Origin of the sequence: Alysiella filiformis (genome assembly GCF_014054525.1) — a bacterium.
Taxonomy (GTDB): Bacteria; Pseudomonadota; Gammaproteobacteria; order Burkholderiales; family Neisseriaceae; genus Simonsiella; species Simonsiella filiformis.
Genome location: NZ_CP059564.1, coordinates 1,512,160 through 1,536,793, shown reverse-complemented (window position 1 = coordinate 1,536,793; position 24,634 = coordinate 1,512,160). Strand labels below are relative to the sequence as shown.

The 24,634-nt window shown below is 48.1% G+C and carries 28 protein-coding genes and 1 tRNA gene; 19 read left to right on the top strand and 10 right to left on the bottom strand.

The window, feature by feature from the left end:
- Position 1 precedes the first annotated feature (1 nt).
- The 3 genes from H3L97_RS07630 (at position 2) to H3L97_RS07620 (ending at position 2,328) form a co-directional block, all read left to right on the top strand.
- The gene (locus tag H3L97_RS07630; RefSeq protein ID WP_097114313.1) at positions 2-271 is read left to right on the top strand and encodes a hypothetical protein; all 270 of its coding nucleotides are present in this window, start codon (positions 2-4) and stop codon (positions 269-271) included.
- Positions 272-304: 33 nt separating this feature from the next.
- Positions 305-1,306 (top strand): lipopolysaccharide heptosyltransferase II, encoded by a 1,002-nt coding sequence (gene waaF, locus H3L97_RS07625; RefSeq protein WP_097114314.1) that lies wholly within the window; start codon positions 305-307, stop codon positions 1,304-1,306.
- Between the two features lie 179 nt (positions 1,307-1,485).
- The gene (locus H3L97_RS07620; protein WP_097114315.1) at positions 1,486-2,328 is read left to right on the top strand and encodes a c-type cytochrome; all 843 of its coding nucleotides are present in this window, start codon (positions 1,486-1,488) and stop codon (positions 2,326-2,328) included.
- Positions 2,329-2,397: 69 nt separating this feature from the next.
- Here the strand turns inward: H3L97_RS07620 and folB are convergent, their stop codons facing one another.
- The gene (gene folB, locus H3L97_RS07615; protein WP_097114316.1) at positions 2,398-2,754 is read right to left on the bottom strand and encodes a dihydroneopterin aldolase; all 357 of its coding nucleotides are present in this window, start codon (positions 2,752-2,754) and stop codon (positions 2,398-2,400) included.
- A 61-nt stretch (positions 2,755-2,815) separates the two neighbouring features.
- Between folB and plsY the strand changes: the two genes are divergently transcribed.
- The 6 genes from plsY to folE2 all read left to right on the top strand — a co-directional run bounded on the left by plsY (position 2,816) and on the right by folE2 (position 9,074).
- The gene (gene plsY / locus H3L97_RS07610; RefSeq protein ID WP_097114317.1) at positions 2,816-3,436 is read left to right on the top strand and encodes a glycerol-3-phosphate 1-O-acyltransferase PlsY; all 621 of its coding nucleotides are present in this window, start codon (positions 2,816-2,818) and stop codon (positions 3,434-3,436) included.
- A 75-nt stretch (positions 3,437-3,511) separates the two neighbouring features.
- Positions 3,512-4,795, top strand: coding sequence for a bifunctional tetrahydrofolate synthase/dihydrofolate synthase (gene folC / locus H3L97_RS07605; protein ID WP_097114318.1), 1,284 nt, complete (start codon positions 3,512-3,514; stop codon positions 4,793-4,795).
- Between the two features lie 22 nt (positions 4,796-4,817).
- On the top strand, positions 4,818-6,128 hold the full coding sequence (locus H3L97_RS07600; protein ID WP_097114319.1) for an SPOR domain-containing protein: 1,311 nt from the start codon (positions 4,818-4,820) through the stop codon (positions 6,126-6,128).
- A gap of 2 nt (positions 6,129-6,130) precedes the next feature.
- Entirely contained in the window at positions 6,131-6,724 is a 594-nt protein-coding gene (locus H3L97_RS07595; protein WP_097114320.1) for a CvpA family protein, read from the top strand.
- A 4-nt stretch (positions 6,725-6,728) separates the two neighbouring features.
- Complete coding sequence (gene purF / locus H3L97_RS07590; protein ID WP_097114321.1) at positions 6,729-8,276, top strand: amidophosphoribosyltransferase; 1,548 nt, start codon at positions 6,729-6,731, stop codon at positions 8,274-8,276.
- Positions 8,277-8,297: 21 nt separating this feature from the next.
- Entirely contained in the window at positions 8,298-9,074 is a 777-nt protein-coding gene (gene folE2, locus H3L97_RS07585) for a GTP cyclohydrolase FolE2 (protein WP_097114322.1), read from the top strand.
- A gap of 119 nt (positions 9,075-9,193) precedes the next feature.
- On the opposite strand, the gene rplI is transcribed toward folE2, so the two are convergent.
- The 5 genes from rplI to rarD all read right to left on the bottom strand — a co-directional run bounded on the left by rplI (position 9,194) and on the right by rarD (position 11,590).
- Positions 9,194-9,643 (bottom strand): 50S ribosomal protein L9, encoded by a 450-nt coding sequence (gene rplI / locus H3L97_RS07580; RefSeq protein ID WP_097114323.1) that lies wholly within the window; start codon positions 9,641-9,643, stop codon positions 9,194-9,196.
- Between the two features lie 16 nt (positions 9,644-9,659).
- Positions 9,660-9,890 (bottom strand): 30S ribosomal protein S18, encoded by a 231-nt coding sequence (gene rpsR, locus H3L97_RS07575; protein WP_002641495.1) that lies wholly within the window; start codon positions 9,888-9,890, stop codon positions 9,660-9,662.
- Between the two features lie 5 nt (positions 9,891-9,895).
- A complete protein-coding gene (priB, locus tag H3L97_RS07570) occupies positions 9,896-10,192 on the bottom strand; it encodes a primosomal replication protein N (protein ID WP_097114324.1) in 297 nt (98 codons plus the stop codon).
- The gene (gene rpsF, locus H3L97_RS07565; protein ID WP_097114325.1) at positions 10,193-10,567 is read right to left on the bottom strand and encodes a 30S ribosomal protein S6; all 375 of its coding nucleotides are present in this window, start codon (positions 10,565-10,567) and stop codon (positions 10,193-10,195) included. It abuts the gene before it with no gap.
- A 129-nt stretch (positions 10,568-10,696) separates the two neighbouring features.
- Positions 10,697-11,590, bottom strand: a complete 894-nt coding sequence (gene rarD / locus H3L97_RS07560) for an EamA family transporter RarD (protein WP_097114326.1) — start codon at positions 11,588-11,590, stop codon at positions 10,697-10,699.
- Between the two features lie 171 nt (positions 11,591-11,761).
- On the opposite strand from rarD, the gene H3L97_RS07555 reads away from it, so the two are divergent.
- The 3 genes from H3L97_RS07555 (at position 11,762) to H3L97_RS07545 (ending at position 14,116) form a co-directional block, all read left to right on the top strand.
- Positions 11,762-12,556: an inositol monophosphatase family protein gene (locus H3L97_RS07555; RefSeq protein ID WP_097114380.1), complete on the top strand. Its 795-nt coding sequence runs from the start codon at positions 11,762-11,764 to the stop codon at positions 12,554-12,556.
- 309 nt (positions 12,557-12,865) lie between these two features.
- Positions 12,866-13,714 (top strand): prolipoprotein diacylglyceryl transferase, encoded by an 849-nt coding sequence (gene lgt, locus H3L97_RS07550; protein WP_097114327.1) that lies wholly within the window; start codon positions 12,866-12,868, stop codon positions 13,712-13,714.
- 12 nt (positions 13,715-13,726) lie between these two features.
- Positions 13,727-14,116, top strand: coding sequence for a RidA family protein (locus H3L97_RS07545; protein ID WP_097114328.1), 390 nt, complete (start codon positions 13,727-13,729; stop codon positions 14,114-14,116).
- Positions 14,117-14,424: 308 nt separating this feature from the next.
- Here the strand turns inward: H3L97_RS07545 and H3L97_RS07540 are convergent, their stop codons facing one another.
- From H3L97_RS07540 to eno, 3 genes are all read right to left on the bottom strand, one after another.
- The gene (locus H3L97_RS07540) at positions 14,425-15,552 is read right to left on the bottom strand and encodes a M14 family metallopeptidase (RefSeq protein WP_097114329.1); all 1,128 of its coding nucleotides are present in this window, start codon (positions 15,550-15,552) and stop codon (positions 14,425-14,427) included.
- Between the two features lie 48 nt (positions 15,553-15,600).
- Positions 15,601-15,870, bottom strand: coding sequence for a septum formation initiator family protein (locus tag H3L97_RS07535; RefSeq protein WP_097114330.1), 270 nt, complete (start codon positions 15,868-15,870; stop codon positions 15,601-15,603).
- A 109-nt stretch (positions 15,871-15,979) separates the two neighbouring features.
- Positions 15,980-17,266 carry a phosphopyruvate hydratase gene (gene eno, locus H3L97_RS07530; RefSeq protein WP_097114331.1) on the bottom strand — a complete coding sequence of 429 codons (1,287 nt, stop codon included), beginning with the start codon at positions 17,264-17,266 and terminating at the stop codon, positions 15,980-15,982.
- Positions 17,267-17,511: 245 nt separating this feature from the next.
- Here eno and H3L97_RS07525 point away from each other — a divergent pair, with 245 nt between their 5' ends.
- From H3L97_RS07525 to H3L97_RS07515, 3 genes are all read left to right on the top strand, one after another.
- Entirely contained in the window at positions 17,512-17,958 is a 447-nt protein-coding gene (locus H3L97_RS07525; RefSeq protein WP_097114332.1) for a hypothetical protein, read from the top strand.
- A 73-nt stretch (positions 17,959-18,031) separates the two neighbouring features.
- Positions 18,032-18,898 (top strand): acetyl-CoA carboxylase, carboxyltransferase subunit beta, encoded by an 867-nt coding sequence (gene accD, locus H3L97_RS07520; RefSeq protein ID WP_097114333.1) that lies wholly within the window; start codon positions 18,032-18,034, stop codon positions 18,896-18,898.
- 47 nt (positions 18,899-18,945) lie between these two features.
- On the top strand, positions 18,946-20,598 hold the full coding sequence (locus tag H3L97_RS07515; RefSeq protein ID WP_097114334.1) for a phospho-sugar mutase: 1,653 nt from the start codon (positions 18,946-18,948) through the stop codon (positions 20,596-20,598).
- A gap of 94 nt (positions 20,599-20,692) precedes the next feature.
- Here the strand turns inward: H3L97_RS07515 and H3L97_RS07510 are convergent, their stop codons facing one another.
- Positions 20,693-21,547, bottom strand: a complete 855-nt coding sequence (locus H3L97_RS07510) for a basic amino acid ABC transporter substrate-binding protein (RefSeq protein ID WP_097114381.1) — start codon at positions 21,545-21,547, stop codon at positions 20,693-20,695.
- A gap of 190 nt (positions 21,548-21,737) precedes the next feature.
- Between H3L97_RS07510 and H3L97_RS07505 the strand changes: the two genes are divergently transcribed.
- From H3L97_RS07505 to H3L97_RS07490, 4 genes are all read left to right on the top strand, one after another.
- A tRNA-Thr gene (locus tag H3L97_RS07505) sits at positions 21,738-21,813 on the top strand.
- 95 nt (positions 21,814-21,908) lie between these two features.
- The gene (gene greB / locus H3L97_RS07500; protein WP_097114335.1) at positions 21,909-22,397 is read left to right on the top strand and encodes a transcription elongation factor GreB; all 489 of its coding nucleotides are present in this window, start codon (positions 21,909-21,911) and stop codon (positions 22,395-22,397) included.
- 64 nt (positions 22,398-22,461) lie between these two features.
- Positions 22,462-23,370 carry an AAA family ATPase gene (locus H3L97_RS07495; RefSeq protein WP_097114382.1) on the top strand — a complete coding sequence of 303 codons (909 nt, stop codon included), beginning with the start codon at positions 22,462-22,464 and terminating at the stop codon, positions 23,368-23,370.
- A gap of 238 nt (positions 23,371-23,608) precedes the next feature.
- Positions 23,609-24,577 carry a DUF58 domain-containing protein gene (locus tag H3L97_RS07490; RefSeq protein ID WP_097114337.1) on the top strand — a complete coding sequence of 323 codons (969 nt, stop codon included), beginning with the start codon at positions 23,609-23,611 and terminating at the stop codon, positions 24,575-24,577.
- Positions 24,578-24,634 lie beyond the last annotated feature (57 nt).

The window sequence follows — 24,634 nt, the reverse complement described above, 5'->3', positions numbered from 1 at the left end:
CATGATGTTATTTTTGTCTTTATTGATGTTGTTTTCGGGCATTGCGTGGGGTGGCTATTTGTTTTGGCGCGACCGCCGCCGTGCCAATAGCCAACCCAAAATCAATTTGTATCAACAAGTTGCCCGCAATCCTACCACGCAAACGTGGTTGCAAAATCATTTGACGGGCAATCCGATTGATGATGTTCGTGCCATACGCACCCAATTTGGCTTGTCCACCGATGACGCGGAAAAGCTGTTGCGCCGCAATGCACATTTGTTGAAAAAATGAATTTCAGGCTGCCTGAAACCCACTTCCCCCATTATGTCCAAACAAATCCTGATTATTTCCCCTTCTTGGATAGGCGATTGTGTGATGACCCAACCGCTCTATCGCCGCCTGCACCAAATCCACCCCAACTGCCAAATTGATGTTTTTGCACCAAAATGGTCAATGGCGGTGTTTGAGCGCATGCCTGAAATTCGCCATGTGCTTGAAAATCCTTTTGGGCATGGTGCTTTACAACTGCGCGAACGTTGGCGCGTAGGGCGCGAACTGGGGCAACGCGGTTATGACCAAGTGATTGTGTTGCCCAATTCGCTCAAATCGGCAATCGTGGCGGCGGCTACGGGCGCGAAACAGCGCACGGGTTATGTGGGCGAAATGCGCTATATCCTATTGAATGATTTACACAAATTGGACAAGCAAAAATTGCCACTGATGGTGGACAGATACACCGCTTTGGCTTGCGATTTTGCAGGGCAATCCAGCCAGCCACGTTTGCACATTGATTCAGGCAGCCTGAACGCCACTTTGCAAAAATACGCTTTACAACGCGACAAAAAAATCATGGCTTTGTGCGCGGGCGCGGAATATGGCTCGGCAAAACGTTGGCTGCCTGAACATTTTGCCGCCACCGCCCAGCATTATGCCGCACAGGGTTGGCAGATTTGGCTGTTTGGCTCACACAAAGATTTTGAAATTTCAGAAGAAATCAATCGGCTTTCAGGCAGCTTGTGTGTCAATTTATGCGGCAAAACCAGCTTGGCAGAAGCCATTGATTTGCTCTCATGTGCCGATGGCGTGGTGTGCAACGACAGTGGACTCATGCACCTTTCGGCGGCGGTGGGCGCAAAATTGGTGGCGGTGTACGGCTCGTCCAGCCCACATCACACGCCACCTTTGAGCGACACCGCACACATTGCCAGTTTGAATTTGGCGTGCAGCCCCTGTTTCAAGCGAGAATGCCCACTCGGACACACCGATTGTTTGCGCCAATTACAGCCCGAAACCGTGATTGCATTACACCAAAAAATGGGCAATTAAAGCCCATTCAGGCAGCCTGAAACCCAGCGCAATCTTCCCACAAAAATTTGATACAAACCAAACTTTGCCATTGGAAAAAACGCCTGATTTCAGTATAATCCAGCAAATTCATGTTAATTTAAATTAACGAATCTCAAACACAACCACCCTCAAAAACGACCACACGGCGAGGCAAACAAATGATTTCTTTGAAAAACAAACAACGTGGCTCTGCCCTTTTTACCTTGTTAAGCGGCATTGTGATTATCGCAACAGTGTTATTTTTGCTGATTAAATTGGCAAACAGTGGCTACACATCAACCGTAGCCGAAACCACCGAAAGCGCAACCGAAACCCGTATCATGCCAAGCGGCAGCCTGAAAATGGGCGATGGCACCGAACCAGGACAGCGCACAGGCAAACAAGTATTTGATAAGATTTGTTTACAATGCCACGCAGCCGATGCCAGCGTAGCCCATGCCCCCAAAGTAACCAAAAATGACGACTGGGCACCACGCATTGCCAAAGGCTTTAACGTATTGATTGACCACGCCATTAACGGTTTCAAAGACAAAGGCACCATGCCACCCAAAGGCGGTGCAGCCGATTTGACCGATGATGAAGTGGCACGCGCTGTGGCTTATATGGCAAACCAATCAGGCGGCAATTTTACCGAACCACCTGTTAAAGGCGACAATGCCGCCGCCAGCGAAGCGGCCGCTCCTGCCGACAACGCCACCAGCCCTGCCCCAGCAGCCGCAGGTTCAGGCAGCGACCAAGCCAAAGCCCACTTTGAATCCAAATGCGTGGCATGCCATGCTGCCAATTCCGCGATTCCCTTTGCCCCCAAATTGGGCAACAAAGCCGATTGGGAACCCCGAATCAAACAAGGCAAAGAAATTTTGTTCAAACACGCCATTGAAGGCTTTACCAACCCCAAAGGCGGTATGATGCCAGCCAAAGGTGGCTTTACCGATTTGAGCGATGATGAAGTGAAAGCGATTGTGGTTTACATGGCAAACCAAGCTGGCGCGAAATTCTAAAATCACAACAAAAGCGTATCTCAACACAATTTGGGATACGCTTTTTTCAGGCAGCCTTTTGTTGCCAAATCAGGGGGTTTTGAAACGCTGAATCGCCACACCCACTTCGTCCACATGCGGCAAAATGCCCTGTTTGACCACGCGAATATCCAGTTGCACAATGCCATCAAATCGCGCAAACAGCAAATCGGCAATGTCCTGTGCCAAAGTTTCCAAAAGCATGAAACTGCGCGTTTGCAAATGCGCGCGCACCACTTCGCACACCACGCCATAATGCACGGTTTCGTTGATGTTGTCGCTGGCAAGGGCAAATTGATTCACACCAATTTCCAAATCCAAAACAAGGGTTTGGGGGTGCTGACGCTCCCATTCGTACACGCCAATCAGGGTTTTTGCCTTCATGCCACGCAGGAAAATTTTGTCCATTTGGTTAAGTTCCGTTAAAATAGCAGAAATCTTATTGTAAACCATTTTTTGGGAGAAATTTATGTTCACCACTTTGTTGATGACCATTGTTGCCTATTTATTAGGTTCATTGTCGGCGGCAATCATCGTGTCGCGCTATTTGGGCATGAGCGACCCACGCACCTATGGTTCGGGCAACCCTGGTGCCAGCAATGTTTTGCGCAGTGGTCGCAAAGACGCGGCTGCCTTAACTTTGTTGGGCGATGCGCTCAAAGGCTTGCTGGCGGTGCTGTTGGCGCGTTTGGTCAGCGATAATGATACCACCGTGGCTTTTGCCGCCATTGCGGTGGTGCTGGGGCATATGTACCCTTTATTCTTTGATTTTAAAGGCGGCAAGGGCGTGGCAACGGCTTTGGGCGTGATTTTGGGCTTGTCTTTTTGGACAACCGTTTGGACTTTGGCGATTTGGTTGGTGGTGGCGTTCAAATTCAAAAAATCATCGCTGGCAGCTTTGGTGGCGGCTGCGTGTGCGCCTTTCATCTTTTTCATTGTGCAACCACATCACCCACAATGGGGTTGGTCTTTGATGTTGATTTCGGCTTTGGTGCTGTATCGCCACAAGGACAACATCAAGCGTTTGCGTGAAGGCAATGAATTGCTGATTGCTGAACCTGCTCAACCCATTAAGCCTGAAAATCAATAATCTGCTTGTTTTGATAAAGGCTGCCTGAACGCTTTTTTTCAGGCAGCCTGAAACCGTTTTTTGTAGGAATGCACCATGCCACGCACACTTCAAGATTGGCTGTCTCATTTGGAAACCGCCCACAGCAATGGCTTGATTGATATGGGTTTAACGCGCGTATCGCAAGTCAAACACAATATGAATTTGCAGCCGCATTGCCCCATTATTGTGGTGGGCGGCACCAATGGCAAAGGCTCGGTGTGCGCGTATTTGTCGCAAATTTACAAGCAGGCAGGCTACCGCGTTGGCACTTTAACCAGCCCACATTTGCTGCGTTTTAATGAACGCATTGCGCTGAACACCGAAGCGGTGTCTGATGAACAAATTGTGGCGGCATTTGAACGCATTGAAGCGGCGCGTGGTGCGATTTCACTCACTTATTTTGAATTTAACACTTTGGCGGCGGTGGACATTTTTATCCGCGAAAATGTGGACGTGATGATTTTGGAAGTGGGTTTGGGCGGTCGTTTGGACGCGGTCAATATTTTTGATGCCGATTGCGCCATCGTTACCAGCATAGACCTTGACCATCAAGCCTTTTTGGGCGATACGATTGAGCAAGTGGGTTTTGAAAAAGCGGGGATTTTCCGCGCCCAACGCCCTGCGATTTGTGGGCAAAATCCGCCACCGCAATCTTTGCAAAATCACGCGGCACAAATTGGGGCGGAATTGCTTGTCATCAAACAGGATTTTGATTTCAGCCGTTTTGAACAGCAATGGTCGTTTCAATTCACACCGCGTTCAGGCAGCCTGAAATTGGCTCAACGCAATCGCAATGCCCTGCCTTTGCCCGCTTTGCGTGGCAGCTATCAAATCAACAATGCGGCTTGCGCTTTGGCGGCTTTGGAATGCCTGAATGCGCGTTTGCCTGTGGATTTGGGGGCAATTAAACGCGGTTTGCTCTTGGTGGAAAACAAGGGGCGTTTTCAGGTGCTGGCAGGTCGCCCCATTACGGTTTTGGACGTGGGACACAATCCCCATGCTGCCCATGCTTTGCGTCAAAGTTTGATTGCCCTGCCCTTTGCCCAGCACCGCATTGCCGTGTTCAGCATATTGGCAGACAAGGACATCGGCGGTGTGTTAAGCTGCCTGAAAGACCAATTTGATGAGTGGTACATCGCCCCTTTGCACTTGCCGCGCGGCATGACTAACGACCAACTGCAACAGCAATTAAGCCAACATCACATTCAACACGTCAAAAGTTTTGACAGCATTGCCCAAGCGTGCCAAGCTGCTTTATCAGCAGCAACAGAAAATGATAGAATTGTCGTATTTGGTTCATTCCACACGGTTGCGGAAGCCATGGCGGTTTGCAAATAAATATTTCATCAGGTAGCCCATTATGTCCAGAAAACACAAGTCCCACAGAAAACAAAAAATCACCCAAAGCAACGCCCCTGCCCCCTTTGCCACCGCAAAAAAACAGGCAGCCACCCCAGCCCCCACGCAGCCTGAAAACACCGCACCTGCAATGGATAACGTTGTTGCCGCAAACACATTGCCCGAAACCGAAACCGCGCCCGAAACGGCAAGCCCTGCCACGCCCATCAATCACCTTGAAAACGAAGTTGAAGTGGCAGAAAATCACAACACGCCAGCCAATGAAGACACGGTTTATTCTTTGGACGCGCATTATGATGCACAACAGGCAAATGCCAGCGTTGCAGCCAGCCTGAATACCGAAAATGCCGCCACCACAGACACAGCACCCGACACCCCATCAGCAGCCCCTGCCGATTCAGGCAGCAGCACAACAGAAAATGTGGCGGTTTCACTCAACGAATACGAGCAATTAAAACGCAAAAATCGCCGCCGTTTGGTGGGTGCAGGTGCTTTGGTTTTGGTTGCAGGCAGCCTGTTTGCCGCCGCCTCCAAAGACAATGTGCAAAACACACCGCAATTAAACCCCGTCAAACCCGTTGAGCAAGTGCAAACCGAAATTTTGCGTCCAGCAGGCAGCGAAAACAAAATTGATTTGAGCATGGACAATGAAAAAGCCGCGCCTTTGGTTTTGAAAAACAACAGCGTAGCCCCACCATTGCCCCAACAAAACAAAGCCAAACCCACCACAATGGCAGCCGCCCCAACGGTCAGCAAGCCCACACCAAGCGTCAGCAAGCCCAGCGCACAAAGCAGCGAAGAGCGAGCCAAAGCGCGTGAAGAAGCCCGAGCTGCCGAAGAACGCCGCCAAAAAGCCCAAAGCAAAGCCGCCGAAGCCGAAGCCAAACGCTTGGAAGCCGAACGTGCCGTTGCCAATAAAGCCCGTGCAGCCCAAGCCGCCGCCGACCGCAACCGCAATGCCGAACGCGCCCAACTGACTGCCGAACGCGCTGCCGAAGAAAAACAACGCGCCCAACGTCAAGCACAAGTTGCCACCGCCAACAGCAATAAAGCCAACAATAACAACAACAAATCAAGCAGTGGTGGCAAATCCAGCATTCAGGCAGGCGCATTTGCCGACAAAGAAGCCGCACGCCGCATGCAGCAGCAATTAAAAGATTTGAATTACGCCGCCCGTTTAGAAGAAGTTCAAACCAGCAAAGGCAAAATGTATCGCGTACGCACAGGCAATTTCAGCAACGAAAGCGAAGCCCGCAGCGCATTAAATAAATTGCAAAACAAAGGGGTAAATGGCATGGTTGTTGGAAAATAATCATGGAATTTAATACCTTTGACGTTTCCGTATCTGGCGTGATTTTGGGTTGCATATTGCTCTCCACATCACGCGGCATGGTTGCCGAATTGTTTGATTTTTTTGGCTGGATTTTTGCCTTGATTTTGGCGCGTGTGTTTGCCAGCAATGTGGCAAGTGCCGCCTTTCCCAATATGCAGCCTGAAAGCATGGCAATTTTGTGCGCCTTTGTGTTGGTTTTCATTTTAACCCGAATTTTTTTGCATCTTTTGAATTACGCACTCAATCATTTTATTCATACCAGCAAATTATCGCGGTTGAATCGCTTATTGGGTGCGGTGTTGGGTATGCTCAAAGGCATTTTATTTGTTACTTTGGGGGTGTTTGTGTTGTCATTCAGCGATTTGCCCAAAAGCAGAGAATGGCAAACCGCCTTTTCATCGCGTTTTTTTGAACGCAATGTGGAAATCATGGCATCGTATATGCCCACATTTTTAGGCAGTCAAATTCATTTTCCCGAACACACTGCCAATGCAGGTGCGCCACCTGCCGCCCCCAAAAAAGAAATACTGACCCCCAACGCTCAATCCAAAAAATCGTCTCAATCAACGGAGTAAAATCATGTGTGGTGTATTGGGTTTCGTGGCAAACGAAGCGGTTAATCAAATTTTGTATGACGGCTTGCAAATGCTGCAACATCGCGGACAAGACGCGGCTGGCATTGTTACCTTAACAGGCAATCGTTTTCATATGCACAAAGGCAAAGGCATGGTGCGCGAAGTGTTCCGCACCCGCAATATGCGTGAATTGGTCGGCAACGCTGGCATTGCCCATGTGCGCTACCCCACCGCAGGCAACGCAGGCAGCTCGGCAGAATCGCAACCGTTTTACGTCAGTTCGCCTTTTGGCATTGTGTTGGCGCACAATGGCAATTTGACAAACACCGAAGAACTCTACGACTCGGTTTACAAAACATATTTGCGCCATGTCAATACCCAATCTGATTCCGAAGTGCTGCTCAATGTGTTCGCCCACGAATTGCGTCAGCAAGTTACCCAAAGCCCCACGCCCCACCAATTAAGTGTGGCGAGCATTTTTCAAGCCGTTACCGAATTGCACAAACGGGTACGCGGTGCTTATGGTGTGGTTGCCATGATTGCGGGATACGGTATGCTGGCGTTCCGCGACCCCAACGGCATACGCCCTTTGGTTTTGGGCAAACGCGAAAATGCCGATGGCACGGTGGATTACGCGGTGGCTTCGGAAAACATCGCCTTTACCTGCGTTGATGGATTTGAAATTGTGCGCGATTTGGACGCGGGCGAAGCCGTGTTCATCACTTTGGACGGACAATTTTTCAGCCAGCATTGTGCTGAAAATGCCAAATTGTCGCCTTGCTTGTTTGAATTTGTGTATTTTGCGCGCCCCGATTCGGTGGTTGATGGCATTTCCATTTACCAAGCGCGTGCCAATATGGGCATCACACTGGCTGAAAAAGTCAAACAACACATCAATTTAGATGATATTGACGTGGTCATGACCATTCCCGACAGCAGCCGCCCCAGCGCAATGGAATTGGCAAAACACCTCAACAAACCCTACCGCGAAGGCTTAATCAAAAACCGCTACATCGGTCGCACCTTCATCATGCCTGGACAAGCCACACGCAAAAAATCGGTACGCCAAAAACTCAGCCCCATTCCCAGCGAATTTGCAGGCAAAAACGTGTTGCTGGTAGATGATTCCATTGTGCGCGGCACCACCAGCCGCGAAATTGTGGACATGGTTCGCGCAGCAGGTGCCAAAAAAGTCTTTTTCGCCTCCGCCGCACCCGAAGTGCGCTACCCCAATGTCTATGGCATTGACATGCCCACGCGCGAAGAACTCATCGCCAACGGCAGAAGCCCCAGCCAAATTGCCCAAGAAATCAATGCCGATTTGTGCATTTTTCAAGATTTGAGCGATTTGGAAAACGTGATTCGTGAATTGAATCCCAAAATTCAAGGTTTTGACTCATCGTGTTTTAGTGGCTGCTACATCACAGGCGATGTGGACGAAGATTATTTAAATGAACTTTCAGCCAGCAAAAAACGCATTTTGGCAGAAAAATACCACCCCACACTCATCAACCACAATGTCAGCATCAACGACAACGAAGACGCTGCCTGATTTTTTCATAAGGAATTTTGCATGACCCCAATGCCAGACGTACAAAGCACCACCGATGTACGCAATATGCCCATCAATCAAGTGGGCATTAAAGCCTTGCGCTTTCCCATTCGTTTCAAAACCGCGCAAAGCGAACAGCACACCATTGCCCATTTTGCCATGACCGTTTATTTGCCTGCCGAGCAAAAAGGCACACACATGTCGCGCTTTGTGGCATTGCTGGAAGAAAATCAACAAGCCTTTGATTTTCAAAAATTGCGCCAACTGACCGAACAAATGTTGGACAAACTGCACACCCATTCAGGCAAAATCAGCATGGCGTTTCCCTTTTTTCGCAAAAAAGCCGCGCCCGTTTCAGGCATACAATCGTTTTTGGATTACGATGTTACCCTGACCAGTGAAATCAAAAACGGGGCGTTTTCAGGCTGCCTGAAAATACTGGTGCCGATTACCAGTTTGTGTCCTTGCTCCAAAGAAATTTCACAATATGGCGCACACAACCAACGTTCGCACGTTACCCTGACCTTGCATTCACACAACGACCAAATCAGCATAGAAGAAATCATTGATTTGATTGAACAACAAGGCTCATCACAACTGTATGGCTTGCTCAAACGCCCAGACGAAAAATTCGTTACCGAAACCGCCTACGAAAACCCAAAATTTGTGGAAGACATTGTGCGCGATATTGCGGTGGCATTGCGTCAAGATTCACGCATTCACGCCTTTGAAGTGGAAAGCGAAAATTTTGAGTCCATACACAATCATTCTGCTTATGCTTACATTGCTTATCCTTAATCCAGTCAGATAAACCCAAAAGGCGAATGGCATATTCGCCTTTTTATTTTGGATAAAAAATTCAGGCTGCCTGAAAACACCGTTTCAGGCAGCCTGAATTGATTTATGCGCTGCGAAAATTATTCAGCAGAAACCACCACCAATTTGATGCTGGCAACCGCGTCAGCGTGCAAAGCCACTTCCACTTCGTATTCGCCAATCGCTTTGAATGGACCTTCTGGCAAACGCACGTTTGATTTAACCACTTCAATGCCAGTTGCTTTAATTGCGTCAGCAATATCGGCATTGGTAACAGAACCGAACAAGCGACCGTCCACACCCGCTTTTTGTGCGATGGTAATGGTTTGACCGTCCAATTTGGCTTTACGCACTTGTGCGTCTGCCAAAATAGCGGCTTGTTTGGCTTCCAATTCAGCGCGGCGTGCTTCAAACTCTTTCAAGTTTGCTTCGGTTGCGCGTTTTGCTTTTGCAGTAGGAATCAAGAAATTGCGTGCATAACCGTTTTTTACAGTTACCACATCGCCCAAGTTGCCCAAACCAGCAACGCGTTCCAACAAGATAATTTGCATAATGTGATACTCCTAATTATTTGTGTTGGTCGGTGTAAGGCAACAGAGCCAAGAAACGTGCGCGTTTCACGGCAACTGCCAACTGACGTTGGTAGTGTGCTTTGGTGCCAGTAATGCGAGCGGGAATGATTTTGCCGTTTTCGGTAATGAAATCTTTCAGCAAATCAACTTGTTTGTAATCCACTTCTTGGATTTTTTCTGCTGTAAAACGGCAGAATTTGCGGCGTTTAAATGTTTGACGAGCCATGTCGTTTAACCTTTATATTCTGTAATGTGTTGAATCCGCAACACGGGGCGAAAAATGCGTTGGCTGCGTTGTGCCAAAAAACCGCTTACGGTAACGATTTCGCCTTGCTTGTGTTGCCATGCTTGGGCATTTTGACCGATGATTTTGGCTGGCAATTCAAATTTGATTTGGCAGGGTATGCCGTTCTCTTCTTGCCAACTGTTGTGTTGCAGCACGACTTCCAATACGGGTATGCCTGATGGGGTGTGGCGCAACACGTCCACTTTGTGTAAGGTGGCGGTCAAGGTAAATTGGTTTTCCAATTATGCTTCGGCAGTTTCTTCGCTTGCTGCTTCGCCTGAAATCAGGCTTTTGGATTTTTCTTCGCGCATCATGGGAGAGGCTTCGGTAATCGCAGCTTTGGTTTGAATGGTCAGATGACGCAATACGGCATCGTTGAAACGGAATGCGGTTTCCAACTCTTCAACAGTAGCAGGCGTGGCTTCAATGTTCATCAACACATAGTGTGCTTTGTGAATTTTATTGATGGGGTAAGCCAGTTGGCGGCGCCCCCAGTCTTCCAAGCGGTGAATTTTGCCGCTTGCTTCGGTAATCATGGTTTTGTAGCGTTCAACCATAGCGGGTACTTGCTCGCTTTGGTCTGGGTGAACGATAAACACGATTTCGTAATGACGCATGTTATCTATCCTTATGGTTTTAAATCAGCCGCCCCTTCATGCAAAAAGGCAGCAAGGTTGCAAAGGGCGCAATGATACGCTTGTTATGCGATAAGGTCAAGTTTTTCAGGCAGCTTTTTGGTGATGTTTTCAGGCTGCCTGATTTTTATGCCAAAACATGCCCGATAAAAACAACAACACGCCAGCCCACACCAAACCGAATCCAACCAATCTTTGTACATCAAACAATTCGTTGAACAACAATAAACCGCAAGTAAATTGTAAAGTGGGCGAAATGTATTGCAACATGCCCAAAAGCGACATGGAAATCCGTTTTGCGCTGGCGGCAAAACACAATAGGGGCAAGGTGGTTGCCACGCCTGCACCCAGCAATACGCTGGTTTGTAGGGTGGTAAGCTGGCTGAAAATCAAAGTGTCTTGCCATGCACACCACGCCAAATACGCCAAAGCAAAAGGCAACAGCAATAATGTTTCCAAAGTCAAACCTGCCAATGCGTCCATGGGCATGAGTTTGCGTATCAAACCATAAGCGGCAAAACTGCTCGCCAGCAACAATGCCACCCATGGAATCTGCCCCACGGGAATCGCCAGCCACAAAATGCCGCCCAAAGCCAACAACAACGCCAGCATTTGCGCGATATTGAGTTTTTCTTTAAACACCAATCTGCCCAAAAACACATTAACCAATGGGTTGATGAAATAACCCAAACTCGCGTCCAACACGCGATGATTGATGATTGCCCACAAATACACCAGCCAATTCAAGCCAATTAAAAAAGCCGACAGCGCGAACGCACCCAACAATTTAGGCTGCCTGAACGCGGCAAGCACAGGCTGGGTTTGACGAAAAACCCACAGCAAAATCAAGGCAAACACCGCCGACCACACAATGCGGTGCGCCAAAATTTGCTCGGCGGGCATGGCGGAATGATTCAAAGGATACCAATAAATCGGAAACAAACCCCACATGACATAACAAGCCACGGCATATTTCCAACCATTTTGTGATGTTTCGGTGTGCATATTGGGCAATTCTCGTGTAAAAAGGCGAATGCTAAACCCAAAGCCGCATAGCCGTAAAGCTGGAAAATCGGTATAATTCGTTTTTTTGAATTTCGCTTTTCAGGCTGCCTGAAACGCATTTTGTTCTTTAAAAACCGCCATTTTGATTTTCAATATGATGAAAGTTTTGCCATGAGTACACTCAATCCCGCGCTGAACACCGCATTCAAAGCCGCTCGCCGCGCTGGCGACATGATGATGCGCGCCGCCCAAAATTTGCCCGCCATCAAGGTGGACAGCAAAGCCTTTAACGATTTCGTATCCGATGTGGACAGACAAGCCGAAGCCATTATCGTGGACATTTTGCAAGAAGCCTACCCACACCACGCCATTTTGACCGAAGAAACAGGGCAAATTGGCAAAAAAAATGCCGATTTCACATGGATTATTGACCCACTAGACGGCACCAGCAATTATCTGCACGGACACCCCCAATACGCCATCAGCATTGCCTTAATGGAAAAAGGCGTTTTAAAAGAAGCCCTTGTTTATGCTCCCGAACGCAACGATTTGTACACCGCATCACGCGGTCAAGGCGCATTGCTCAACGACCGCCGCATTCGCGTTTCCAATCGCATTGAATTGAACCAATGCTTAATCGGCACAGGTTTTCCAGTGGTAAACCAAACGATGATGGACACTTATCTTGCCATTTTAAAAGACTTTTTAAGCAAAACCGCAGGTGCAAGACGAGAAGGTGCAGCCTCTTTGGATTTGTGCGCTTTGGCAGCAGGACGCTTTGACGGCTTTTTTGAGTTTAATCTCAAACCTTGGGACATTGCCGCAGGCGCATTGATTGTACAAGAAGCAGGCGGTATTGTTACCGATATGCAAGGCGAACAAACTTGGTTGGACACAGGCAATATCGTTGCTGCCAATCCCAAAATTTTGGTGCAAATGCTGAAAACCATCAAACAATACGTTTAAGCAGCTTTCAGGCAGCCTGCACTACCCGACAAAAAACGAATTTTGCCTTCGGCGACTTACTTTTTAAAAAAGTAAGCCAAATAAATGAATGCCCAAAGGTTTGTGCATCAACAACATTTTCAGGCAGTCAAAAAGCAGCAAGATACTGTTTTAAAAAAATAAAATAGATACATTGTAAGGTGTTTGGCTTACTCTTCCAAAAAGTAAGTCGCCCGCGCGGCAACAGAACTCAAATGCCCCTATTTTGTTTTTGTCGCGTATTTTCAGGCAGCCTGAAAACCCTTTCCCACAATAAAATACGGTTTACACATGATTATTCACCCACAATTTGACCCAGTCGCGCTGCAAATCGGCTTTGTGGCGATACGTTGGTATGCTTTGAGCTACATTGTTGCCTTTGTGCTGTTTGTGTGGCTGGGGCGCAAACGCATTAAGGCAGGCAACACCTTGTTTACCAACGAAAGTTTGGACAACCTGCTAACCTATGGCGTGTTGGGCGTGATTTTGGGCGGACGCTTGGGCTATGTTTTGTTTTACAACAGCGCGAGCTATTTTGCCAATCCGCTTGCCATTTTGAAAGTGTGGGAAGGCGGTATGTCGTTTCACGGTGGATTTTTGGGCGTGGTGTTCGCCATTTGGCTCTATGCCAAACGCCACAATATGAAATTTTTGCAAGTTTTGGATTTTGTTGCACCGCTTGTGCCTTTGGGTTTGGCATCGGGGCGCATTGGCAATTTCATCAATGGCGAACTGTGGGGACGCATTACCCAGCCTGAAAACTTTTGGGCAATGGGTTTTCCGCAAGCCGCTCATGCCGATATGCTTTTGGCACAAGCCAACGCCCAATACGCACAATGGCTTACACAATATGGCGTGTTGCCGCGCCACCCATCGCAGTTGTATCAATTTGCATTAGAAGGCGTGTGTTTGTTTGTGATTGTGTGGTTGTTTTCGCGCAAACCGCGTCCAATCGGTCAAATTTCATCTGTATTTTTAGCAGGTTATGGCATATTCCGCTTTGTGGCAGAATTTGCCCGCCAGCCCGATGAGCAGTTGGGTTTATTGAACTTGGGCTTATCAATGGGACAATGGTTGAGCGCACCCATGATTGTTTTGGGCGCGATTGGCTTTTTGTATTTTCAACGCAAATCAACATAAGGATTTGAAACCATGGCAAAAAACATCATTCACACCGACAAAGCCCCTGCCGCCATTGGCGCATACAGCCAAGCGGTTCGCGCAGGCAACACGGTTTATTTGAGCGGACAAATTCCGCTTGACCCCACCACCATGCAGTTGGTTTCCGACACCGACTTTGAAGCACAAACCCACCAAGTTTTCAAAAACTTGCAAGCGGTGTGCGAAGCGGCAGGTGGCAGCCTGAACGACATCGTGAAAATCAATGCGTATTTGACCGATTTGGGCAATTTCGCCACTTTCAACAAAGTGATGGAGCAATATTTCAGCCAGCCTTTCCCAGCACGTGCTGCGGTGGGCGTAGCCAGTTTGCCACGCGGTGCGTTGGTTGAAGCCGAAGGCGTGTTGATTTTAAACGATTGATTTTTCAAATAAAAACATTTCAGGCAGCCTGAATTTTGGTTTCAGGCTGCCTTTTTATTCCCCTACAAAAATTTTAGGCATTTGAAAAAGTGATGTGCTCTATCGCCGCGCAGGCGACTTACTTTTTGAAAAAGTAAGCCAAACACCTCACAAAACATCTCTTTTATTTTTTAAAAACAGTGCATTGCTACTTTTAGGCTGCCTGAAAATATTGTTTATGCACAAATCTTTGGGCATTCATTTATTTGGCTTACTTTTTTAAAAAGTAAGTCGCCGAAGGCAAAAAACTTGTGTCATGTTTTTTCCGCTCAACGCAAATTGGGGCAAACCGCCAAAATCGCGCTCAAAATGCTCTCGCCCAAACGCAAAGAACGCTGACCGTTCCAACCAAAATCATCATCGGGCAAATTCGCATTGTCTTTAAACGGCATTTCCAAAGTGTATGCCAAACATTGGAATGTATGACCCACATAGGCGGTTGCCATGGTCATATTGGCTTGATTGGGCGCGTCTTTTTCATAACCAAATTCATCTTGAAAATCGGGCGATGCCTGTTGAAAAGCAGTCTTAAATTGCGTTTCCAAATCGGCAATGCGTTGATTGTAAGACGGCACACCCTCCGTGCCAGCCACAAACACATAGGGAATAATCTCATCGCCATGAATATCCAAAAACATGTCCACGCCAATTTCGTGCATTTTTTCGCGCACATAATGCACTTCGGGGCTGCGTTCCAAGCTGGGATTTTGCCATTCGCGGTTCAAATTTGCGCCAGCCGCATTGGTTCGCAAATTGCCCAAAAACGCGCCATCGGGATTCATATTCGGCACCACATAAAAAGTGGCTTGATTGAGCAAAGCCCGTGCGGTTGGGTCTTGATGGTCAAGCAGGCGCGATAAAAAGCCTTCCATAAACCATTCGGTCATGGTTTCACCTGGGTGTTGGCGAGCGATAACCCAAATTTTCAAATCGCTTTGCGCTTGATTGCCAATGGTCAATAAATTGATGTCGCGCCCCTGAATGGTGCTGCCCAAATCGTCAATTTGACACAAGCCACTGCCCTGCGCTTCGCCCAGCAAATTCAAATGCTGCTCTTCGGAATAAGGCTCAAAATACGCATAATAAATGCTGTTGGACAAGGGCGTATGCTCAATGGTAAACACACCATTTTCATAACGAGATGGCACACGAAACCAGTTTTGGCGGTCGTAAGATGCCACCGCTTGATAATCTTCCCAGCCTGCGGGATAGGCAGATTGTGCCGCGTTTTCGAAGTGCATGATGCAAGGCGTGTATGCCGCGCCCTGCAAACGAAAATAAAACCATTGGGCAAATTCAGAGGCATTGTCGGGGCGAATTGCCAAACGAATGTTGCTGGGGTTGCTCAAATCTTTGACGATGATTGAGCCTGCGTCAAATTGGGTACTGATTTTCATAAGAAAATTCCTTACGATAAAGCATTTCAGGCTGCCTGAAAAGCCATTTTATTGAATTTTGTAATACGTTTCGCCAGCCTGAATGAATTTGTATTGGCTGCGTGCGATTTCGGAAATGGCTTCATAACCATTTTTTAAATCATCAACTTCTGCTTTTAATTCTTGATTACGCGCACTTAATTGTTTGTTGTGTTGTTGCATGTGCCGCGCTTTTTGTTTCATGGCTTCGTGTTGGAATTTCAAGCCGCCATTGCCCAACCAAATTTGATACTGCAAAGCAATCAGCACCAACGCCAGTGCCAATGAGATGAATTTCACTTTCTTTCCTTTTTTGTGCAAATTGCCCGAAAAGCTGCCTGAAAACCCACTTTCAGGCAGCTTTTTTGAGAACCTGTGTGCAAACGCAGATTCTGATATTAAATTGACCTTATTTTTTCAACTGATAAAACGCCGCAATACCAGGGTAGTAAGCTGCTTCGCCCAATTCCTCTTCAATGCGCAACAGTTGATTGTATTTTGCCATGCGGTCGGAGCGGCTCAACGAACCCGTTTTGATTTGCATGCAATTTGTGGCAACGGCTAAATCGGCAATGGTGCTGTCTTCGGTTTCGCCCGAACGGTGGCTCATCACGCTGGTGTAGCGGTGGCGTTTTGCCAAATCCACGGCTTTCAAGGTTTCGCTCAAAGTGCCGATTTGGTTTACCTTAACCAACAAAGCGTTGGCAACGCCTTTGTCAATGCCTTCTGCCAAGATTTTGGGGTTGGTAACAAACAAATCATCGCCCACCAACTGAACGCGGTCGCCCAATTTTTTGGTCAAATATTTCCAGCCAGCCCAGTCGTTTTCGTCCATGCCATCTTCAATGGAGATGATGGGGAATTTTTCCACCAACTGTTCCAAATAATCGGCAAATTCTTCGCTGGTGTACGATTTGCCTTCGGCAGACAAATGGTATTTGCCATTTTCGTAAAATTCGCTGGACGCACAATCCAAGCCCAAAGCCACATCTTCGCCTGCTTTGTAGCCAGCAGCCTCAATCGCCTCCACAATCAAAGACAAAGCCTCTTCGTGGCTGTTCAAATTGGGGGCAAAGCCGCCTTCATCACCAACGGTGGTGGGGAAACCTTTGCTGTCGCACAATTTTTTCAGCGCGTGGAAAATTTCTGCACCGCAACGCAAGGCTTCGCGGAATGAAGTTGCGCCAATGGGCAAAATCATAAACTCTTGAATGTCCAAGCTGTTGTTGGCGTGTTCGCCGCCGTTAATCACGTTCATCATTGGCACGGGCAAAGCCATAGGTCCTGCACCGCCCAAATAGCGATACAAAGGCAAACCTGCATCTTCGGCTGCCGCGCGCGCCACCGCCAATGAAACCGCCAAAGTGGCATTCGCACCCAAGCGACCTTTGTTGTCGGTGCCGTCCAAATCCAACATGATTTGGTCAATGTAAGCCTGTTCGCTGGCATCAATGCCGATTAAGGCTTGGGCGATTTCATTATTAACGTGTTCCACCGCTTTCAACACGCCTTTGCCCAAATAGCGCGATTTGTCGCCATCGCGCAATTCCAACGCTTCTTTTTGTCCTGTGGACGCGCCACTTGGCACCGCCGCACGACCCATCACACCGCTTTCCAGCAACACATCGCATTCTACGGTGGGGTTGCCGCGTGAATCCAAAATTTCACGCGCGAAAATATCCACAATTGCGCTCATATCCAGCTCCTAATTTAACAAGATAAAATGGGACTATGCCCCTACAAAAATCGCGCCAATTATACCTGTTTCACACGCCATTGTGTGATGTGGTGTGGGGATTTTTCAGGCTGCCTGCAAAGAATTAACTGGCTATTTTGGCGTTTTTTACATAAGATACGTTATAATTCTGCCCACTCAATAGAGTAATCATTTAAATGCGACCCTTGCCCTCAACGGGGTTTGCAAGCACACAGGAATGCCCGATGAATACTTTTTATTTGTACACTTTATCGTTAGAAGATTATGAAATGATTGCCACGCACCCCAATTTGAGTGCCGACAAACGCCGCTTGAAACTGAACAATCATTTGCTGATTTCTGGCACCAACCGCCGCGTGATTACCCAAATGCTGCATTTGAGCGCAAAACAAGACATGCAAGCCAGCCAATTAAGCCGCAACGATTTTCACGTTTATGGCTTGCGCTATGAGCAATTACAAGATGTCTTGATTCAGGAATTGCAACTGGCGGCTGGGCATTTTTCGCACACCATTCATAAAGTGAATATGGCGGCATTTTATTATTTGTCGTTTTCCACCCACCGCCAATTAACGGCGGTTTTGGTTAAAGATGAACCCGAGGGCATTTCCACCCGCAGTTGGGAGGGCAGACCCCCTACCCCCATGAACCGTTTTTATGGCGAAGAATGAACTTTTCAGGCTGCCTGAAACCCTCTTCCCCCAAAAATCATTTAAAAATTGAATTATTTGGAGTTTCCCCAAAATGAGTTGGTTAGACAAAATCCTCCCCCCAAAAATCAAACGCGAAACAAACGCCCAATCTGCCGTACCCGAAGGCTTGTGGCACAAATGCGATGCGTGTTCCGCCACTTTGTATGTAACCGATTTGGTGCAAAATGCCCATGTTTGCCCCAAATGCAATCACCACACGGCTTTGAGCGCACGTCAGCGTTTGGATTTGCTGCTTGATGAAAACAACCGCGAAGAAATCGGCGCAAACGTCAAACCCACCGACATACTCAAATTCAAAGACAGCAAAAAATACCCCGACCGCCTTTCCGCCGCCAAAAAAGCCACAGGCGAAGACGATGCCATTGTGGTCATGAAAGGCGAAATGAACGGTTTGCCTGTGGTCATTGCCGCGTTTGAGTTCAAATTTATTGGCGGTTCAATGGGTTCGGTGGTGGGCGAACGTTTTGTGCAAGGCGTGCGCCGTGCGGTTGCCGACCATTGCAGTTTCATTTGCGTTGCCGCTTCGGGCGGGGCGCGCATGCAGGAAGGTTTGAGTTCGCTCATGCAAATGACCAAAACCAGCGCGGCTTTGCATTTGCTCAATGAAAAAGGCTTGCCATTTATTTCGGTTTTAACCGACCCCACCATGGGTGGCGTTTCAGCCAGCTTTGCGTTTTTGGGCGATGTGGTGGTGGCTGAACCCAATGCGCTGATTGGCTTTGCGGGCCCGCGCGTGATTGAACAAACCGTACGCGAAAAATTGCCCGAAGGTTTCCAACGCGCTGAATTTTTGCTGGAAAAAGGCGCGATTGACCAAATCATAGACCGCCGCGAAATGAAACAGCGTTTGAGCGATTTAATCACGCTGTTGCGCCGCCAAGAACGTGTGAGCAACTGATTTCAGGCAGCCTGAAAACATTTTCCCCACAAAATTAAGGAAAAACCATGACCCCATTATACGAAAAAGCCCAAAACTGGCTCGCCCAAGACCCCGACACCGAAACGCGCACCGAATTGCAAAATCTGCTCAATCAAGCCCAATCGGGCGATGCGGCTGCGGAAAAAGAATTGGCGGCGCGTTTTGCCGACCGCTTGCAATTTGGCACGGCTGGCTTGCGCGGACGTTTGCAGGCAGGCAGCATGGGCATGAACCGCGTTTTGGTTGCCCAAGCCGCCAAAGGTTTGGCAAATTATTTGCTGGCAAACGACCGCGAACCCTCCATCGTGATTGGCTACGATGGGCGCAAAAATTCCCAAATCTTCGCACAAGACACGGCTGAAATCATGGCAGGTGCAGGCATCAAAACGCTGCTTTTGCCACGCTTGTTGCCCACGCCTGTGTTGGCTTATGCGATTCGCCATTTCAACACCACGGCTGGCGTGATGGTTACAGCCAGCCACAATCCACCCGATGACAATGGCTACAAAGTTTATTTGGGCAAACAACATGGTGGCGGACAAATCGTGTCGCCAGCCGATATTCAAATCGCCCAACAAATTGATTTGGCAGCACAAATCAACATCAACGATTATGCGCGTAGCCCCAATTTTGACATTTTGGGTGAAGAAGTCATCAATCAATACATTGAAAAAACCGCACAACTTGCCGTTCAGCCAGCCTGCGATTTGAATTATGTGTACACCGCCATGCACGGCGTGGGCAAAGAAACCTTGCTCAAAACCTTTCAGGCAGCCAATTTGCCCCTGCCCCACATTGTGGTCGCGCAAGCCGAACCCGACCCCAAATTCAGCACCGTTGCCTTTCCCAATCCCGAAGAAAAAGGCGCGTTGGATTTGGCAATCGCATTGGCAAAAGAAAAAAATGCCGAATTCATCATCGCCAACGACCCCGATGCCGACCGTTTAGCCGTTGCCATTCCCAATGAACAGGGCGAATGGAAACCCCTGCATGGCAACGTGGTGGGCTGTATGCTGGCATGGCACATTGCCAAAAATCGCCCTGAAAAATCAGGCACTTTGGCGTGTTCGCTGGTATCCTCGCCTGCTTTGGCAAACATCGCGCAAAAATGCGGTTTCGCCAACGAAGAAACGCTGACGGGTTTCAAATACATCGCCAAAGTCCCCAATTTGGTGTTCGGCTTTGAAGAAGCCTTGGGCTATTTGGTGGACCCACAAAAAGTGGGCGACAAAGACGGCATTTCCGCCGCCGTGGTTTTTGTGGATTTGGTACGCAGCCTGAAAGCACAAGGCAAAAGCATTCAAGATTATCTGAATGATTTTACACAAGAATTTGGCGCATACGCCAGCAGCCAAATTTCCTTGCGCGTCAATGATTTGGCAGACATTGGCAAATTAACAGACGCATTCCGCCAAAATCCACCCGCCCAAATTGGCGAAAATGCGGTTGTCCAATCAAAAGATTACATGAATGGCGCAGAACCCAACAACATCTTGGTTTACCATTTGAACAACGGCAGCCGCCTGATTATCCGACCATCTGGCACCGAGCCGAAAATCAAGCTGTATCTGGACGTGAAAGGCGACAACGCCCAACACGCACAAAGCACCTTGCAGCAATTTGAACAAGCCGTACGCGATTTGCTCCGCAGCGAAACTTACGGCAAACACGATTGCTGACGCATTTTCTTCATGCACGAAAATGCCCAATAAAAAACCTTTCAGGCAGCCTGAAAAACCATTTTTGGCTGCCTGAAAGGTTTTTTATGTTGATTTATTTCGCTTTGGCAAAATATTTTGCTTCAATTTGGGCGTATTCGCCATTGTCGCGCACCGCTTTCAAAGCCGCATTCAACTGACCCAAAGTTGCCGCATCGCCTTTACGCACCACAATGCCATAATTTTCCACTTCAAAATCAGGCACTTCAATAATGGAAAAACCTTTATCGCTGTTGTTTTTCACATAATTGCCCACCACCGCGCTGTCGCTGATGGCAGCGTCCACGCCACCGCTTTCCACTTCTTTGAGCAGCAAGGTAACATTTTCAAAACGCGCCACATTGCTGCTGGTTGCGCCAAAAATTTTCTGTGCCGCAAAATCGCCTGTGTTGCCTGTTACCACGCCCACTTTATTCAATTTTTTCAAATCTTCCACGTTGGTAACGTTTTTACCTTGTGGCACCAGCACCACTTGCGTGATTTGGTAGTAGGGTTCGGTAAAATCCATGGTTTTTTTGCGGTCTTCGGTAATGGTAACGGCGGAAGCCACCACATCAATGTCGCCATTGTTCAATGCGGGAAACAGGCTATCCCAAGGCGTGTGTTTGAATTCCACTTCAAAGCCGCCTTGTTTTGCCAAAGCCTGAATCAAATCCACGTCAAAGCCTTGTGGTTTTTGGTTATTGTCCAAAAATTCAAATGGGGCAAATTCGGCATTCAAACCCACGCGCAGGATTTTGCCATTGCTGGTGGCAGCCGTGCCGCTTGCGCTGCTGGCTGGGGTAGCGGCTGGCTGGCTGGCTTGTGGTGCAGTTTGGCTGCCTGAATTTTGTCCACCGCAAGCCGAAACCGCCATTGCCATGCACGAAACCGCCATTGCCAACCATTTGTTTTTGTTTACCAATAACATAAAAAACTCCGATTCAGAAAGGTTTTGAAAATAAGGCGAAATTTTATCACAAGCACAATGTGAACACATCATTTGGGCAAGATTATTTTTTAAACAAAATTATTTTTCATTTTAAAACAAAAAACTGAAATTCAACCGCCATTTTGCATTTGACACCAACGCCAATCGCCAGCATAATACACGCTTTATTGCCGGTGTAGCTCAGTTGGTAGAGCACCTGACTTGTAATCAGGGGGTCGCGAGTTCGATTCCTGCCGCCGGCACCAAATTTAAAAACCCAGTTTTTCGGAACTGGGTTTTTTGCGCTTTCAGGCTGCTTGTTTTACAATATTGGGCTTGTTCTCAAACAGATTGTTTATTCATGTCCGAAATCAAAAATTACATGACCCCACAAGGGCAAGCCGCTTTACAACAGGAATTGTACGATTTGGTTCACAAGCAACGCCCTGAAATTGTGCAGGTGGTTAATTGGGCTGCCAGCAATGGCGACCGCAGCGAAAATGGCGATTATTTGTATGGCAAACGCCGCATGCGCGAAATTGACCGCCGAATCCGCTTTTTAACCAAACGCTTGGAAGACGCGCTGGTGATTGACCCTGAAACGCGCGAACCCACCGACCAAGTCTTTTTTGCGGCAACGGTTACGATTGAACGTGAAAATGGCACGGAACAAATCGTGAAAATTGTGGGCGAAGATGAAATTGACATGAGCAAAAACAAAATTTCATGGAAATCGCCCTTGGCACGCGCCCTGATTAAGGCGCGTGAAGGCGATGGCGTGTGGCTGAATCTGCCCAATGGACGCGAGGAAATCATCATTTTGAAAGTGGAATACATCAAAATTGATTGAAAATCTGTGTTTCAGGCTGCCTGAAAAGGCAAATCGGCAATAACTCAAATTTATGAAAGAAGATATGCAAAATCCACAATTTACCCCATTATTGGAACAACTGAATACGGTCATTTTGGGCAAGGAAGACATCTTGAAACAGTTGCTGACTTGCATTTTGGCTGGCGGACATGTTTTGCTGGAAGATGTACCTGGGGTGGGCAAAACCACGCTGGCGAGCAGTTTGTCGGCGGTGCTGGGTTTGCATTATCAGCGTGTGCAGTTTACCAATGATATGCTGCCTGCGGATTTGATTGGCGTGAATGTGTTTGCGCCCAACGAGGGGCAGTTTGTGTTTCATCAGGGGGCGGTGTTCAATCAGTTTGTGCTTGCCGATGAAATCAATCGCGCATCGCCCAAAGTACAATCTGCGCTTTTGGAGGCGATGGAGGAAGGGCAAGTGTCGGTGGACGGCAAAACTTATCGTTTGCCCACGCCATTTTTGGTGGTGGCAACGCAAAATCCATCTGAACAACTGGGGACATTTCCCCTGCCTGAAAGCCAACTTGACCGTTTCATGATGCGTTTGAGCATGGGCTATCCCGTTGAAAAGGCGGAAACAATGTTGTATCACATGGGCGACCGCCGCCAGCTTGTGCCGAAAATCCCCACTTTGGCATCGCCCGAGCAATTATTGGCTTGGCAAAATCAGGTGCGTGAAATCACGGTGTCGGAGGCGGTGGCGGCTTATGTGTACCGTTTGGTTTCGGCAACGAGACAGGCGGGTTTGTTTGCGGTGGGTTTGAGTCCACGCGCGGGCTTGGCGGTGGTAAGCGCGGCAAAAGCGTGGGCGTTTTTGGCTGGACGCGATTTTGTTTTGCCCGAAGACGTGAAAGCGGTGTGGGTGGCGGTGGGCAATCATCGCGTTCAATCTTTGCAACAACAAAGCAGCGTGGCTTTGCTGGAACGCATTTTGCAAGACGTGGCAGTTTGATTTTCAGGCAGCCTTTTACGCCCCGACAAAAAATGGATTTTGCCTTCGGCGACTTACTTTTTAAAAAAGTAAGCCAAATAAATTAAAGCTGAACGGTTTCGTTTTAAACAAACATTTCAGATAGCCTGCAAAGATTAAACCAAAATACATCTTTTTATTTTTAAAACAGTATTTTGTTGCTTTCAGGCTGCCTGAAACGCCATACCCTCCTTTTATTCCAACACAAAATTTTCCCATCATGTTGTTTTTTAAACCCAAAGAAATTTTACTTTTTTCACAAAATGGCAAAATTGCCGCCCAACACCTTACCCTGCGTCCCACCAAATTGAGCGTCAGCTTGCTGGTGTTGAGTGCGGCAATTTGGATTGGCGCGGTCAATTATCAAGTGAATGTGGCGTATGCGGTGTGTTTTTGGGTGGTGGGATTTGTGGGCGTGGCTGCTTTGCTGACCAAGCGGCAATTATTGGGCTTGCAAGTGTCGTGCGATTTTCACGATGAAGTGTTTGCAGGCGAAACCGCATCGGTGCAATTAACTTGGCACGATGATGCCAAACGTTTGCGCGTGTTTTGGTGGCGCGGCGAATACGCACCCCATTTTGACGAGAAAGACACCCACTCATCTGACGCATGGCAACGCACCGACTTTTCAGGCAGCCTGAACACGCAAAACACCACATGGCACATTCCCATTCAAAAACGCGGCGCATTTCCCCAAGATTTGTATTTGAAAGTGGCAAGTTCCGCGCCATTTGGTTTGTTTCATGCCGAATGTCGCTTGTTGTGGCAGACCAATGCGGTGGCATACGCCGCGCCCTTGTCGCACCAAAATTGGGGCGCAAGCACCAGCAGCAGCGACCCCGAACAAAAACCCCAACACGCCCTATCACAAGGCGAAGACCTTGCCTATTTAAAGCCCCACCAACAAGGTGCAGGTTTGCAAAACATTGCGTGGAAAGTGTATGCCAAACGCGGCGAATTGATGGACAAAGCCTTTGACGCACCACCGCCCGCACAACACAGCACCACCATATCCTACCGCGATTATCCGCAAGGCACACCCGTGGACAAATTGGCAAGTTTGCTGACCTACCGCGTGTTGCAAGCGCACCAATTCAGGCAGCCTTACACACTGGAATTGCCGCATTTGACTTTAACGCCCCAAAATGGCTTGCGCGAAAAATGTTTGAACGCTTTGGCTTTGATGTAGGGGCTAATGACAATTCGTTTCGCGATTGTTTTTTCATCAAAATCGCCAATTTCTGCG